13 protein-coding genes are annotated in these 13,718 nt (G+C 68.3%); 2 read left to right on the plus strand and 11 right to left on the minus strand.

What is annotated here, in order from left to right:
* Positions 1-152: 152 nt before the first annotated feature.
* From mmsB to QMX79_RS16455, 5 genes are read right to left on the minus strand one after another with little or no spacing between them, the layout of a single operon-like run.
* Positions 153-1,043, minus strand: coding sequence for a 3-hydroxyisobutyrate dehydrogenase (mmsB, locus tag QMX79_RS16435; RefSeq protein WP_282247684.1), 891 nt, complete (start codon positions 1,041-1,043; stop codon positions 153-155).
* Positions 1,040-2,215, minus strand: a complete 1,176-nt coding sequence (locus tag QMX79_RS16440) for an enoyl-CoA hydratase/isomerase family protein (protein ID WP_282247685.1) — start codon at positions 2,213-2,215, stop codon at positions 1,040-1,042. The genes mmsB and QMX79_RS16440 overlap by 4 nt, the downstream gene beginning before the upstream one ends.
* On the minus strand, positions 2,212-3,009 hold the full coding sequence (locus tag QMX79_RS16445; protein WP_282247686.1) for an enoyl-CoA hydratase: 798 nt from the start codon (positions 3,007-3,009) through the stop codon (positions 2,212-2,214). Before QMX79_RS16445 ends, QMX79_RS16440 begins: the two co-directional genes overlap by 4 nt.
* Positions 3,006-4,172 (minus strand): acyl-CoA dehydrogenase family protein, encoded by a 1,167-nt coding sequence (locus tag QMX79_RS16450; RefSeq protein ID WP_282247687.1) that lies wholly within the window; start codon positions 4,170-4,172, stop codon positions 3,006-3,008. Before QMX79_RS16450 ends, QMX79_RS16445 begins: the two co-directional genes overlap by 4 nt.
* A 24-nt stretch (positions 4,173-4,196) precedes the next feature.
* Complete coding sequence (locus QMX79_RS16455; RefSeq protein ID WP_282247688.1) at positions 4,197-5,702, minus strand: CoA-acylating methylmalonate-semialdehyde dehydrogenase; 1,506 nt, start codon at positions 5,700-5,702, stop codon at positions 4,197-4,199.
* Positions 5,703-5,815: 113 nt separating this feature from the next.
* On the opposite strand from QMX79_RS16455, the gene QMX79_RS16460 reads away from it, so the two are divergent.
* Entirely contained in the window at positions 5,816-7,186 is a 1,371-nt protein-coding gene (locus tag QMX79_RS16460) for a short-chain fatty acyl-CoA regulator family protein (protein WP_282247689.1), read from the plus strand.
* 57 nt (positions 7,187-7,243) lie between these two features.
* Positions 7,244-8,176: a DUF1028 domain-containing protein gene (locus QMX79_RS16465; RefSeq protein ID WP_282247690.1), complete on the plus strand. Its 933-nt coding sequence runs from the start codon at positions 7,244-7,246 to the stop codon at positions 8,174-8,176.
* Here the strand turns inward: QMX79_RS16465 and QMX79_RS16470 are convergent.
* The 6 genes from QMX79_RS16470 to QMX79_RS16495 form a co-directional block, all read right to left on the minus strand.
* On the minus strand, positions 8,170-10,053 hold the full coding sequence (locus QMX79_RS16470; RefSeq protein ID WP_282247691.1) for a patatin-like phospholipase family protein: 1,884 nt from the start codon (positions 10,051-10,053) through the stop codon (positions 8,170-8,172). The genes QMX79_RS16465 and QMX79_RS16470 overlap by 7 nt on opposite strands.
* Positions 10,054-10,126: 73 nt before the next feature.
* Positions 10,127-10,675, minus strand: coding sequence for a lipocalin family protein (locus tag QMX79_RS16475; protein ID WP_282247692.1), 549 nt, complete (start codon positions 10,673-10,675; stop codon positions 10,127-10,129).
* Positions 10,676-10,695: 20 nt separating this feature from the next.
* On the minus strand, positions 10,696-11,769 hold the full coding sequence (locus QMX79_RS16480; protein WP_282247693.1) for a class I SAM-dependent methyltransferase: 1,074 nt from the start codon (positions 11,767-11,769) through the stop codon (positions 10,696-10,698).
* Positions 11,766-12,560 carry a DUF1295 domain-containing protein gene (locus tag QMX79_RS16485; RefSeq protein WP_282247694.1) on the minus strand — a complete coding sequence of 265 codons (795 nt, stop codon included), beginning with the start codon at positions 12,558-12,560 and terminating at the stop codon, positions 11,766-11,768. The genes QMX79_RS16480 and QMX79_RS16485 overlap by 4 nt, the downstream gene beginning before the upstream one ends.
* Positions 12,557-13,111, minus strand: a complete 555-nt coding sequence (locus tag QMX79_RS16490) for a DUF2878 domain-containing protein (protein WP_282247695.1) — start codon at positions 13,109-13,111, stop codon at positions 12,557-12,559. Before QMX79_RS16490 ends, QMX79_RS16485 begins: the two co-directional genes overlap by 4 nt.
* A 1-nt stretch (position 13,112) precedes the next feature.
* A partial coding sequence (locus QMX79_RS16495) for a class I SAM-dependent methyltransferase (RefSeq protein ID WP_282247696.1) occupies positions 13,113-13,718 on the minus strand: 606 nt, incomplete at its 5' end.

Raw genomic sequence — 13,718 nt, forward strand, 5'->3', positions numbered from 1 at the left:
GACCAACGGTCGGCACCTACCCTGGTCAACACGTCGGTAGGTCGCGACCGTTGGTCGTGACAAAAAAATGGGCGGATGCCGGTCGCGTTGACCGTGCATCCGCCCATCCCACCGCGGTGGATCCCGTTCACGGGATGCGTTCGTTGTTCCGGTTATTTTTCCGGGGTGACCAGCTGAACTACGCTGGAGAAATCCAGCTTGCCACGGCCTGCCTGGTGGTTCATGGAGTACAGGTTGCGGGCCAGTTCGCCCAGCGGGATCGAGGCGCCCACGCTCATCGCCGCTTCCACGGCCAGGCCCATGTCCTTGAGCATCAGGTCGCTGCCGAAGCCGCCGCTGTAGCCGCGCGAGGCCGGCGCATTCTCCAGCACGCCCGGCCACGGGTTGCACACTTCGGTGGCCCAGCTGCGGCCGGTGCTGACCGCCATCATCTGCGACAACACCTTCGGGTCCAGGCCATGGGCCACGCCCAGTGCGATGGATTCGCCGGTCACGGCCATGATCACGCCCAGCGCCATGTTGTTGCAGAGCTTGGCGACCTGGCCGGCGCCACTGGCACCCACGTGGAAGATGTTCTTGCCCATGGCCTGCAGCAGCGGGCGGGCGCGCTCGAGCGCATCGCTTTCGCCGCCGACGATGAAGGTCAGGGTGCCGGCCTGCGCACCGGCGGTGCCGCCGGAGACCGGGGCATCGAGCATCTGCAGGCCGCGTGCGGCGGCCGCTTCGGACACCTTGCGCGCGGTGGCCGGGGCGATCGTGCTGCAGTCGATCACCAGCGCGCCGCCGGGGATGTCGGCCAGCAGGCCCTCGTCGCCCAGGTACACGCCTTCGACGTGGCGGCTGGCCGGCAGCATCGAGATGACCACTTCGGCGTCGGTCAGCGTATCCAGCGCGGAGCTGGCGGCGGTGGCACCGGCGTCGACGGCGGCCTGCACGGCGGCGGGCACCAGGTCGAACACGCGCACGGCGTGGCCGGCCTTGGCCAGGTTGGCGGCCATCGGGCCGCCCATGTTGCCCAACCCGATGAATGCAATACGGCTCATGCGTGGCTCCTTTCAGGAACAGTGGCGCCCAGGTCGGCCAGCGGATGCGTGGCATCGTCCCAGGGCGAAGCGAAGAAGGTGTCGGCCCAGCCCACCGTGGCCTCAGCCAGGGTCTGCGGCTGCCAGTGCGGGGTGCGGTCCTTGTCGATCAGCAGCGCGCGGATGCCTTCGGCAAAATCACCGTGGGCAGCGCAGTGCAGCGCGGCGATGTATTCCAGGCGATAGACATCAGCCAGCGAAGCACCGGCGGTGCGCTTCTGCAGTTCCCACGCCAAGCGCGCCGAACCGGGGGCACCGGCGGCCAGCGTGGCCTGCGCGGTCTGCAGCCACGGGTCTTCGGTCTGCAGCGCGGCAATGGCGTTCACCACGGCCGGCACATCGCCACCCTCGCACAGCGTGTCGATCAGCGCGGCGTTGCGCAGCAGCGGACCGGTGGCGGCATCGCTGGCGTGCTGCTGCAACAGGGTGCTGAGCTGTTCGTGGTTGCGCTTGGCGTCGGCACTCCAGTGCACGTCGGCCAGCGCGTTGAGTACATCGGCGCGCTGGGCCTCGGCGATATGGATATCGGCCATGCCGGCATAGATGGCATCGCCGGCATTGAGCGGCGCGCCGGTCAGGGCCAGGAACAGGCCCGCCTTGCCCGGCACGCGCGGCAGCAGCCAGCTGCCACCCACGTCCGGGAACAGGCCCACGGTGATTTCCGGGAACGCCAGCTTGGAGCGCTCGCTCACCACGCGGTGGCTGGCACCGGACATCAACCCGATGCCGCCGCCCATGACAATGCCATGGCCCCAGCACAGGATCGGCTTGGCGTAGGTATGGATGGCGTAGTCGACGCGGTATTCGACGTCGAAAAATTCGGAGGCGTAGTGGTTGTCGCGCACATCGCCAGCGCCGGCGTCGCGGTAGGCGCGCATGCTCTGGTACAGGCTGTGCAGGTCGCCACCGGCGCAGAACGCCTTCTCGCCCGCGCCCTGCAGCACCACCAGCGCGATGCCGTCATCGGCGGCCCATGCGCTCAGGCGCTCGTGCAGCAGGTGCGCCATCGGCAGCGAGAAGCCGTTGAGGGTGCGCGGTGCATTGAGCGTGGCAATGCCGATGCGGGTGCCGTTGGCGGCCGCGCGCTCTTCGAACAGTACCGGTGCCTCCTGGAGGGCGTCCGGCGTGCTCATGCGTTCTTCCACTGCGGCGCACGCTTTTCCAGGAAGGCGTTCACGCCTTCGGCCTGGTCGGCGCGGTCGAACAGGTCGACGAAGGCCTCGCGCTCGGCCACCAGGGCAGCGCCATGGGTGCCGGTGCGGGTGGCCTGCACCAGGGTCTTGCAGGCGGCGATGCTGGACGGGCTCTGCTTGCCGGCCTTCTGCGCCCACTCGATGGCGAGCGCCTTGGCTTCGCCCTTGCCGACCTTTTCTTCGGCCAGGCCGATGCGCACGGCGGTGTCGGCATCGATGCGCTCGCCGAGCAGGATCATCCGCTTGGCCCAGCCCTCGCCCACCAGGCGCGGCAGGTTCTGGGTGCCGCCGGCGCACGGCAGCAGGCCCACGGTGGCCTCCGGCAGCGCAACCTGGGCGTGTTCTTCGATGATGCGCAGGTCGCAGGCCAGCGCGCATTCCAGCCCGCCGCCCATGGCGTAGCCGTTGATGGCGGCAATGGACACGCCACGGAAGCCGGACAGTGCTTCGAAGGCTTCACCGAAACGGCGTGCGGCCTCGCGCGCAGCGGCCTTCTCGCCCGAGGCGAACTGCTTCAGGTCGGCACCGGCGGAGAAGAACTTCTCGCCGCCGCCGGTGATCACCAGTGCGTAGATGCCCTTGTCCGCATTGAGCGCGCCGACCAGGTCGCGCAACGCCGACAGGCTGTGCACGGTCCAGGTGTGCGCCGGCGGGTTGTCCAGGGTGACCACTGCGACATGGCCGTCGGCCTCGACCTTCAGGCCCACGTGTTCATGCTTGCGCCAATCCATCATCGCAGTTCCTCATCGGTGTTGAGCAGGTGGCGGGCCACGATCACACGCATGATCTCGTTGGTGCCCTCCAGGATCTGGTGCACGCGGCTGTCGCGCAGCAGGCGTTCAATCGGGTATTCGCGGATGTAGCCGTAGCCGCCGTGGATCTGCAGCGCTTCGTTGCAGACCTGGAAACCGGCGTCGGTGGCGAAGCGCTTGGCCATCGCGCACCACACGTTGGCATCGCTGGCACCGGCGTCGAGCTTGCGCGCGGCGGTGTGCACCATCTGCCGTGCGGCCACCAGCTGGGTGACCATGTCGGCCAGCTTGAACTGCAGCGCTTGGAAATCGGCCAGCGGCTTGCCGAACTGGCGGCGCTCGCCCATGTAGCGGCGTGCGGCATCCAGTGCGCCCTGCGCGGCGCCCAGCGAGCAGGCGGCAATGTTGATGCGGCCGCCATCCAGGCCCTTCATGGCCAACTTGAAGCCACTGCCCTCTTCGCCGAGCAGGTTGCCCACCGGCACGCGCACATTTTCAAAGGTGATGCCACGGGTAGGCTGGCTGTTCCAGCCCATCTTCTCTTCCTTGCGGCCGTAGCTGATGCCGGCCAGGTCGGCCGGCACGGCCAGCGCGCTGATGCCGCTGGCACCCGGGCCGCCGGTACGCGCCATCACCACCAGCAGCTCGGTGGCACCGGCGCCGGAGATGAAGGCCTTGGAACCGTTGAGCACGTAATGGTCGCCCTCACGCACGGCACTGGTCTTCAGCGACGCTGCGTCCGAACCGGCACCCGGTTCGGTCAGGCAGTACGAGGCCAGCTTGCTGCCCGAAGACAGCGCCTGGCCCCACTCGGCGCGCAGCGCTTCCTGGCCCCAGCTGCTGACCATCCACGAAGCCATGTTGTGGATGCTGATATAGGCCGCCGTGGACGGGTCCACATTGGCGAGCTCCTCGATGACGACGGCGGCGTCCAGACGGCTCAGGCCGCTGCCACCGACTTCAGGATCCATGTACAAGCCACAGAACCCGAGTTCCCCGGCCTTGGCGATCGCCTCGCGCGGAAAGATGCCCTCCGCATCCCATCGCGCGGCGTGCGGCGCCAGTTCGGCCTGGGCGAAATCACGCGCGGCTTCTCTATAGGCCTGCTGCGCTTCTTCGAGTTCCGTCGTCATCGAGTTGCTCATAAACACTCCGTGCCGTGCAGGCGCTTACTTCAGGCTGATCGTGGTGTTGACGCCGTGACCCAGGGTCTCGTCGTCGAACCAGCGCGCGGTGATGGTCTTGGTCTGGGTGTAGAACATCACCACCTGCTTGCCATACGGGCCCAGGTCGCCGAGCTTGGATGCGCGCGAACCGGTGAACGAGAACAGCGGCACCGGCACCGGGATCGGCACGTTGATGCCCACCTGGCCGACGTCGATTTCTTCCTGGAAACGGCGCGCCGCCGCACCGGACTGGGTGAACAGCGCGGTGCCGTTGCCGTTGGGGTTGCTGTTGATCAGTTCGATGGCGTCATCCAGCGTTTCCGCTTCCAGGATGACCAGCACCGGCCCGAAGATTTCTTCGTCGTAGATGCGCATGCCCGGGGTGACGCCATCGAAGATGGTCGGGCCCACGAAGTTGCCCTTCTCGAAGCCGTCCACCTGCGGGTTGCGACCATCGAGCACCAGCTTGGCGCCCTGCTCCACGCCCGAGGCGATCAGGCTTTCCACGCGCTCGCGGGCGGCGCAGGAAATCACCGGGCCCACGTCGGTACCGGCCACGCTGCCGGCGCTCACTTTGAGGGTCTTGGCCTTGGCCACCAGGTCCGGCACCCACTCGCGCGCTTCACCGACCAGCACCAGGGTGGAGGCGGCCATGCAGCGCTGGCCGGCCGCGCCGAAGGCGGCACCGACCATGGCGTTGAGGCTCTGTTCCTTGTTGGCGTCCGGCAGGACCACGGCGTGGTTCTTGGCGCCCATCATGCACTGCACGCGCTTGCCGGCCAGCGAGGCGCGGTTGTACACGTGGGTGCCGACGCGGGTGGAACCCACGAACGAGACGGCCTTGATGTCCGGGTGGTCGCAGATCGCGTTGACCACTTCTTCGCCGCCGTGCACCACGTTGAGCACGCCCTTGGGGATGCCCGCTTCCAGCGCCAGTTCGACCAGGCGCATGGTGACCATCGGGTCCTGCTCGGACGGCTTGAGGATGAAGGTGTTGCCGGTGGCAATGGCCATCGGGAACATCCACAGCGGAATCATCGCCGGGAAGTTGAACGGGGTGATGCCGGCGCACACGCCCAGCGGCTGCAGCAGCGTGTAGGTGTCCACGCCATTGGCCACGTTGTTGGCCAGCTCGCCCAGCTGCAGGTTGCCGATGGCAGCGGCGTGTTCGACCACTTCCAGGCCGCGGAACACATCGCCTTCGGCGTCCGGCACGGTCTTGCCCTGCTCGGCGCTGAGGATGTGGGCCAGCTCGCTCATGTGTTCGCGGATCAGCTGCTGGTACTTCAGGAAGATGCGCGCGCGGGTGCCGATCGGGGTCTTGCGCCAGGTCTTGAAGGCTTCCTTGGCCGAGGCCACGGCGGCGTCCACTTCGCTCACGGTGGCGAACGGCACCTGGGCCAGGACGTCCTGGGTGGCCGGGTTGACCACGTTCTGCCAGTGCGAGCTGGCCGATTCGACGAACTGGCCATCGATCAACATGCGGATACGGGGCGCTGCAACAGTCATGGCAATACCGGCGGGATGCGAAAGGTGATTGGCATTATTCACAGGCCACCCCTCGATTTCCGGACTGTCTACGCTTAATCTGGCCAACGCCCGCTACGATTTCTGTTAATTCTGTGAATAGCCAGCTCCCCCACCGCCAGATCGGCCTACGCCTGCTCAAGCTGCGCGAGCAGCGTGGCTACAGCCAGGCCGACCTTGCCCGGGCGCTGGGGCTGTCGGCAAGCTACCTGAACCAGATCGAGCGGAACAAGCGTCCCCTGACCCCCGCCGTGCAGGCCAAGCTTCGCGAGGTGTTGGGCGACGTTACCGACCTGTTCGACGTGGATGAGCCCGGCGCGCTGCAGGAAGCGCTGGGCGAGACCCTGCGCGACCTGGGCCTGGACGAGGTGAGCAGCACCGAGCTGCGGGCGATGGCCGGCAACCTGCCGCAGATCAGCCGGGCCCTGCTCGACCTGCACCGCCGCCACCTGCTGCTGCGCGAACACGCGGCCGCGCTGGAGTTCCAGCTGGGCGACCCGCAGGCCGGGCATTCACTGCCGGCCGGCGACCAGGTGCGGGACTTCTTCAACCGCATGCACAACCACATTCCCGAACTGGACGACCTGGCCGAGCAGCTGTTCGGCGAATGGGGGCTGGTGGCCGGGCATGTGGCGCCGCGCCTGCGCCAGCTGCTGGCCGACCGCCACGGGGTGCTGGTGGAAGTGGGGCCGCTGCAGGCCGGGCGCGAGAAGCGCGTATACGACGGCGGCAGCCGCACGCTGTGGCTGCCCGATTACCTGGAACCGGGCCAGCAGGCGTTCCAGATGGCGGCCGAGCTGGCCCTGCTCGGGTATGCGGCGCAGATCGATGCGGTGATCGCGCGCGCCGGCTTCCGCGAACCGGAGCAGATCGCGCAGGCGCGGATCGGCATGTCCAACTACTTCGCCGGCGCGTTGGTGATGCCGTATGCGCAGTTCCTGCGCGCGGCCGAACACAGCGCCTACGACATCGATGCGCTGGCACACCGCTTCGGGGTGGGGTTCGAGGCGGTCTGCCACCGGCTGAGCACGCTGGCCCGGCGCAGTGCGCCGGGGCTGCCGTTCTTCTTCATCCGGGTGGACCGCGCCGGCAACGTCTCCAAGCGGCACTCGGCTACTGATTTCCACTTCTCGCAGGTGGGCGGTTCCTGCCCGCTGTGGATCGTGTACGAGGCCTTCAACCAGCCCGGGCGGGTGCTCACCCAGACCGCACGCATGCCCGACGGGCGCCGCCACTTCTGGCTGGCGCGCCAGGTCAGCAGCGGCCCGATCGGTCATGGCCAGCCGCGCAAGACCTTCGCGGTGGCGTTGGGCTGCGACCTGCAGCATGCCGAACGGTTGATCTACTCGCGCGGGCTGGATATCCAGAGCCCGGGCAACTCGGTGTCCATCGGCCCGGGCTGCCGGGTCTGCCCGCGCGAGGACTGCATGCAGCGCGCGTTCGCGCAGCTGCCCGGGCGCGCCTAAACCTTTCCGGTGCTGCGCGCATCCAAGCAGGATCGACCTGCGAAGGAGTGCGTTGCGATGAAGATCGTTCCGGCCGTGCTGGCCGCTGCCCTGATGCTGCTGGCCGCCCCGGCCCACGCCACGTTTTCCATCGTGGCCTGCAACGCGCAGGGTGATTGCGGGGTGGCGGTGGCCACCCACAACCTGGCCGTGGGTGGGTCGGGCGTGCCGTGGGCGCAGGCCAGGGTCGGCGCAGTGGCCAGCCAGTTCGAGACCAACCCCAGCTATGGGCCGAAGGCGCTGGCGCTGTTGGCGGCGGGCCATTCGCCCACGCAGGCGCTGCAGCAGGTGCTGGCCGAGGATGGCGATTACGACGGCACCACGGTGGCCGAGCGCCAAGTGGGCATCGTCGATGCGCGCGGGCGGCAGGCGCAGTACACCGGGGCGAAAGCGCAGGCGGCGGACTGGGCGGGCGCGTTTGGAGGCGAGGGATACAGCGTGCAGGGCAATGGGCTGGCCGGTGAAGCGGTACTGCGTGCAATGGCGGATGCGTTCGTCGCCAGCAGCGGGCCGCTGGATGTGCGATTGCTGACGGCGTTGGAAGCAGGCGAAGCAGCCGGTGGGCAGCGCACGGGGCGGATGTCGGCGGCCCTGCTGGTGCGCACGCCGGGCGGCGATTGGCAGGACACCGACCTGCGCGTGGACAGTGCCGCGCAGCCGATTGCCGGGTTGCGGGTGATGCTGGAACAGCGGCAGGCGCATGCGGCGATCATCCGGGCCGAACAGTTGAGTGCCGCGCACAAGGATACGGAAGCCGATGCATCGCTGGCCCAGGCGTTGGCGCTGGCGCATGGGTGGGACCGGATCTGGGCGCGCGCCGCGCGGTTGGCGATGGCGCGCGGGGAGGAAGCGCACGCCCGCGAGTACCTGGCAACGTTGCGGTCCATCAACCCGGGATTCGGGGAGATGGAATGGCGCGCGGACAGATACGACGCATTGCGCGGTCAATAACTGGGCGTCACCTTCATCTGCGGCAGCGGGCGCGGGGCGCCGTCGGTGAGGTCCGGGCCGAGGTCTTCCCAGGTCTGGCCCTGCTCGACCATCAACCGCCAGAGCTGTTGCGATTCGCGGCGCTTTTCTTCCGAGCTGAACCGGTACGACGGTGGCAACGGCTCTCCCTGCGCCACCGATTCGTACGCGCCCTGCCATGCACCCACGCGCTGCGCGGGATCATCGGTGCGCGCCACTTCCAGCGTGTAGCGCTGATAGGCCGACGCCAGGTTGCGCCAGCGGATCCAATAGTGATTGGCGAACGAGAAATCACAGAAGCGCTCGCCCGCCACGCTGCCCTTGGCGGCAATGCGGCTGAGCACCGCTTGCGGCATGTCCAGGTTCATGCCGCCTTCGTCACCCTGCAGCGATACATGCACGATGCGGTCGCGGTAGCCCGGCGCACGCGCCTGCAGCACATCGCGCCAGTTCTGCATGGTGGAGACGATGGAGAACAGGAAGCCCGACATTTCCGCCGCTGCCAGCGGGCGTGCGATGGACTGGTAGCTGCGCTGCCAGCCATGCCGGTTTTCAGTAGGCAGGAACACCGCGGCGTTGATCGCACCGGGCGAATCCGGTGACGCGCGTAGTGGCTCGGCGGCGTGCGGGTACACCAGGTTGATGCCAAACGTGGGCCAGCGCGGCAGCGCGGCATCAAACAGATGGATGGGGAAGTTGCTGCTGATGCCGCCATCGGAGAACCAGCACACCCGGAACGCGGTGATCGCCGGACCGGCGCCGTGGCCACCACTGGTCAAGCCTTCGGTGCTGTCGGCCACGTTTCGATCACCGTGCGCGGGCACCGCATCGGCCACCGGTTCGCAACGGCGTTCGCGCCGCGCCGGCTCGTGCAGCGGCACCGCGCTGATCAGCAGCGGGAAGCTCAGGCTCATGCGGGTGGCCACCAGCACCGGCAGCTGCTCGCCTTCGGGCAGGCGGTAGTAGTCCACGCCGTCCACAGGATGCGGCGCGCCCGCGCGCGCCAACAGCCACGCCACCACGCTGGCCGGGAACAGCTGCTCGAACTGATCGCGTCGGAACCAGAACTGCGAGGCGCTGAACGGCAGCGTGCGCGGCTCGGTGTGGGAGACGCAGGTGGTGATCATCTGCAGGCTGATGGCGTGCACGCCGGCTGGCTCACCGCTGTAACGCGGGGCGTTGTGCAGGTCCGCGAAGGTCAGCGGCTGGTCCAGCGGCTTGCCGGCCAGGGCCTGCAGCTGGGTGTGCAGCCAATCGGTCAGCGCGGGGTTCTCGGCGCCGCTCTGGGTGGCGCCCGAGCACAGCCCCAGCAGGTTGCGCCGCGCCACCCGTGCCACCCGCAGCGCGGACGCCAGTACCCCCGCCCCATACGCGCACAGCAGCGACGGCAGCAGCGTGGCCCACATGCCCTCCACCCCTGCGGCCAGCCAGCCGATGCCCAGCAGCCCGATCAGCGCGGCCAGCAGTTCCAGCGGGGCGATGGCGAACACCGCCGCCAGCAGGCACAGGATCTTGCGTGGCAGGCCGGCCTTGCCGGTGAGCATCACCAGCAACCGGTAGGCAGTGCGCGCGCCGTAGGCCGGCTGGAACAGGCTGTAGATGAAGCCGCGCCGCGACAATTGCGTTGAAACGTCGGCCAGCCCGGCGAAGCCGGCCTGCGGGCCCATGGGTTCACCGGCCCGGCAGCGCCGGTCACCCAGTGCCGCGGCAGCGGCCACGGCGGCGGCAATCGCCCCGGCGGAAGTGCCGCCGATGTTCTTGAAGCGGTATTCGCGGGCCAGCGACAGCACCGCATTGGGGTACACGATGCCGCTGGTGATGCCGCCCTTCATGACCAGATCGCAGTACTTGTCCGCCATGTCGCCGCCCTCTATCCGCCTTGGGGTGCAGTATCACCCAGGGCCTTCTCAGGGCCTGAGAACCGCGCCGCAGTTATGGTTTCGGGCGGTTGCTGGCGGCTGACTGGGGCACCCGGCGCACCTGCGACAGGTCGTAACCCATCGCGGCAATCCGGGTCATGGCCGCCTTGTAGTCCTGGTCGGAGATCTGCGGGGTGCGCGCCATCAGCCACATGTAGTCGCGCTTGCTGCGGCCGACGATGGTCTGCTGGTAGTCATCGTCCAGGTAGACGATCACGTATTCGGCCTTGATCGGCCACACGAACTGCATGCCCCACTCGGCGCCGTTGGTGCCTTCCTTGACCGTGCCGATCGGGTGCATGGTTTTCACCGGCGCATCGAAGCTGCCCTTACGATAGGTGAAGGTGGTCTGGATGCGGCCGTCCGGGCGCAGCGCATAGGATTCGACGGCATCGAACGCCTCGCGTTCGGGCCGGCTGGGAATGTGCGCGATCACGTACCAGTCGCCCATGAAGCGCGGCACGTCCACGTGGTCCACAGGCGGAATGGGACGGGTGTTGCCACCGCAGCCGCCCAGCAGCATGCCGGCGGCGAGCAGGGGAATCAGGGGGCGGAGCTTCATGGCGTTGTCCTCATGGGGGGTCAGGCGCGATCGAACAGGTAGTGGGCCACCATCCACTGCTGGCCCTTCTGGTAGCCGAACAGCTCGGCGCAGGCCATCCAGAACATGCGCCAGCGCTGGAACCACAGCGCGGCGGCGGCATCGCCGTAGCCCTGGCGCAGCACCGCCATCACCGCGTCGCGGTGCTGGTCCTGGCGCTCCAGCCAGTGGTTGGCGGTGCGCTCGTAATGGGTGCCGTCCAGCAGCCAGCGCTGCTGCAGCTGCATGTATTGGGGGAAGTGCAGCAGGGTATCGGCGGCCGGCATCAACCCGCCGGTGAAGAAGTGCCGCCCCATCCAGTTGTCATCGCCTTCGGTCTCGAACGGGTACATCAGCGTGCGGTGCACGAAGATGTGCACGAACAGCTTGCCGTTCGGGCGCAGCCACTGGTGGATGCGCTGCAGCAGGCGGGCGTAGTTGCGCACATGTTCGAACATTTCCACCGACACGCAGCGGTCGAAGCTGCCCGGTTCCAGGATCAGCTCGTTCACATCGCGGGTCAGCACCGTCACGTTGGTGAGGCCGCGCGCTTTGCATTGGCCCAGGATGTACTCGCGCTGGCTGTTGGAGTTGGACACCGCGGTGATGCGCGAGGCGGGATAGCGCTCGGCCATCCACAATGTCAGCGAACCCCAGCCGCAGCCCAGCTCAAGGATGTCCTGGCCGTCGGCCAGCTCGGCGCGTTCGCCATACAGGGCCAGCATCGCCTCTTCGGCCTGGTCCAGCGTTTCGGTGCCGGTGGGGTAGTAGCAGCTGCTGTACTTGAGCCGTGCACCCAGGCAATCCTGGAAGAACGCGGCGGGTACTTCGTAGTGCTGCCGGTTGGCCGCGTCCACGTGCAGCGCCAGCGGGCTGCGCGACAGCGACACGATGCGCGCGGAAAAGCGCTGCGCCTGCTCTTCCACGGTGCCTGCGCTTTCCTCACGCAGGCGCGCCTCGCACTGGCGGCGGATGCCCAGCCGCAGCAGCGCATCGGGCAGCAGGCCGCGTTCGGCCAGGCCGGTCAGGCCGGGCGCGTAGTCGGGCAGCGGCAGCGATTCTCGGGCGGCATTCACGGTGAAGACTCCTTGCGGGGCGAAACAGTGCGGGAGGGGAACCACGGAAACAGCATCGGCGTGCTGCGCTGGTAGTCGCGGTAGTCCTCGCCGCGGGTGCGCAGCGCCTGCGCCTCGGTGAACGGAATGCCGCTCACCCAGCGCAGGAACACGTACATCACCACGGGTCCGGACCAGGCCAGCCACCACAGCGGCGAGTGCACGGCCAGCAGCACGTAGGTGAACCAGTGCAGCCATTCGAAGAAGTAGTTGGGGTGGCGCGAGTAACGCCACAGGCCGCTGCGGCAGGTCTTGCCCTTGTTGGCCGGGTCGGCGCGGAAGCGGGCGAGCTGATGGTCGGCCAGCGATTCGCCGCCCACGCTGAGCAGCCACATCGCGACGGCGGCGACGATCCAGCCAACCGGCAGCGCCGCACTCTGCGACACCGCCACGAACGGCAATGCGAACAGCACGATCAGCACCGCCTGGAACTGGAAGAAGCCGAAGATCTTGCCCTGGTGGCCGTTCCAGTGCCGGCGCAGGTGCTGGTAACGGCCATCCTCGTCTTCGCTGCGCACGCGCTTCCACAGGTGCAGGGCCAGCCGTGATCCCCACAGCCCGCCCAGCACGGCCAGCGCGATGCGCGGTGCGGTTACGCCATCGCCCAGCCACGCCAGCAGCAGCGCCGAAGCGCCCACGCCCTTGGTCCAGAGCACATCGACCACGCCGATGTTCTGGTGGCGGCGTTGCCACCACCAGCCCCAGCACATGATCAGTGCGGCATACAGCCAGACCCATCCGAGATTCATCATGCGTGCGCTCCATTGGTGTTCGTTGCCACGGACGCCGCGCCCCGCTGCCAGTGGCGTGCGCAGGTGGCCAGCAGCGGCAGGGCGATGGCCCAGCCCACCGCAAGTACCGCCACGCCCTGCCAGGACGGCGCAGGAAACTGCACCGCCGACCAGCCGCGCGCGGCGGAGAGATACGCCAGCGGTGCGATCAGGCCGAGCAGCGCGGCCAGCCACAGCCGCCGTTGAAGCACCCGTAGCGAGACGGTGAGGGTCATCGCGAATGCGGCCCACAGCGCCAGGATCCAGACCGGTGCCAGCCAGCGGGCGGGCCACGCGGTGGCGTACACCACGTGCCCCGATCCCCCCGCCACGCCATCCACGGCCAGCCCGCACAGCACCGCCACCCCCAGCAGCTTCAGCTCCACCATCGGCTGCGCGGACAACATCAGCTGGCTCGCCACGTAGAGCGCAGCGGCCAGCAACGCCGGCCAGCGCAGCCCGTGCCCTGCGCCGACCACCGCGCACAGCCAGACCAGCTGGTTGCCGATGACGTTGGCCCAGAAGTGGCGCATGTCAGTGGGTGCCCTCGATCGGTGCCGGCCGGTACCCGGGGCGCGCCAGCAGCAGCTGCGATACACCGATGGAGCGTTCCAGGAAGCCGCCCTCGCAGTAGGCCAGGTAGAACTCCCACAGGCGGATGAAGCGCTCATCGAAGCCCTGCGTGCGCACCGCCGGCAGCTGGGACAGGAAGCGAAGGCGCCAGGCACGCAGGGTGAGCGCGTAGGACTGGCCGAAATCATGCTGGCCGATCAGCTGCAGGTCGCTGCTGCGGGTCTTGGCGGCCATGATCGCGTGCAGCGACGGAATGAAGCTGCCGGGAAACACGAAGCGCTTGATGTAGTCCACGCTGCGCCGCGCCTGCTCGTAGCGCTCGTCTTCGATGGTGATGGCCTGCAGCAGCGCGAGGCCTTCCGGCTTGAGCAGCCGGGTGAGCGTGGCGAAGTAGGTGTCCAGGTACTGCGCGCCGATCGCCTCGATCATCTCGATGGAGACCAGCTTGTCGTACTGACCCTCCAGGTCGCGGTAATCCTTCAGCAGCACCGTCACCCTGTCCTGCAGCCCCGGGGGGGGGCGCCCCCCCGGGGGGGGCGCGCGGGGCGCGCCCGGGGGTGGGGGGGG

Source organism: Stenotrophomonas sp. PS02300, from assembly GCF_029959395.1.
Classification (GTDB): Bacteria; Pseudomonadota; Gammaproteobacteria; order Xanthomonadales; family Xanthomonadaceae; genus Stenotrophomonas; species Stenotrophomonas maltophilia_AD.

What these genes read in the sequence shown, in the direction of transcription:
- mmsB (WP_282247684.1), bottom strand. Translation starts at nt 1,043, where the DNA reads ATGAGCCGTATTGCATTCATCGGGTTGGGCAACATGGGCGGCCCGATG.
- QMX79_RS16440 (WP_282247685.1), bottom strand. Translation starts at nt 2,215, where the DNA reads ATGAGCACGCCGGACGCCCTCCAGGAGGCACCGGTACTGTTCGAAGAG.
- QMX79_RS16445 (WP_282247686.1), bottom strand. Translation starts at nt 3,009, where the DNA reads ATGATGGATTGGCGCAAGCATGAACACGTGGGCCTGAAGGTCGAGGCC.
- QMX79_RS16450 (WP_282247687.1), bottom strand. Translation starts at nt 4,172, where the DNA reads ATGAGCAACTCGATGACGACGGAACTCGAAGAAGCGCAGCAGGCCTAT.
- QMX79_RS16455 (WP_282247688.1), bottom strand. Translation starts at nt 5,702, where the DNA reads ATGACTGTTGCAGCGCCCCGTATCCGCATGTTGATCGATGGCCAGTTC.
- QMX79_RS16465 (WP_282247690.1), top strand. Translation starts at nt 7,244, where the DNA reads ATGAAGATCGTTCCGGCCGTGCTGGCCGCTGCCCTGATGCTGCTGGCC.
- QMX79_RS16470 (WP_282247691.1), bottom strand. Translation starts at nt 10,053, where the DNA reads ATGGCGGACAAGTACTGCGATCTGGTCATGAAGGGCGGCATCACCAGC.
- QMX79_RS16475 (WP_282247692.1), bottom strand. Translation starts at nt 10,675, where the DNA reads ATGAAGCTCCGCCCCCTGATTCCCCTGCTCGCCGCCGGCATGCTGCTG.
- QMX79_RS16485 (WP_282247694.1), bottom strand. Translation starts at nt 12,560, where the DNA reads ATGATGAATCTCGGATGGGTCTGGCTGTATGCCGCACTGATCATGTGC.
- QMX79_RS16490 (WP_282247695.1), bottom strand. Translation starts at nt 13,111, where the DNA reads ATGCGCCACTTCTGGGCCAACGTCATCGGCAACCAGCTGGTCTGGCTG.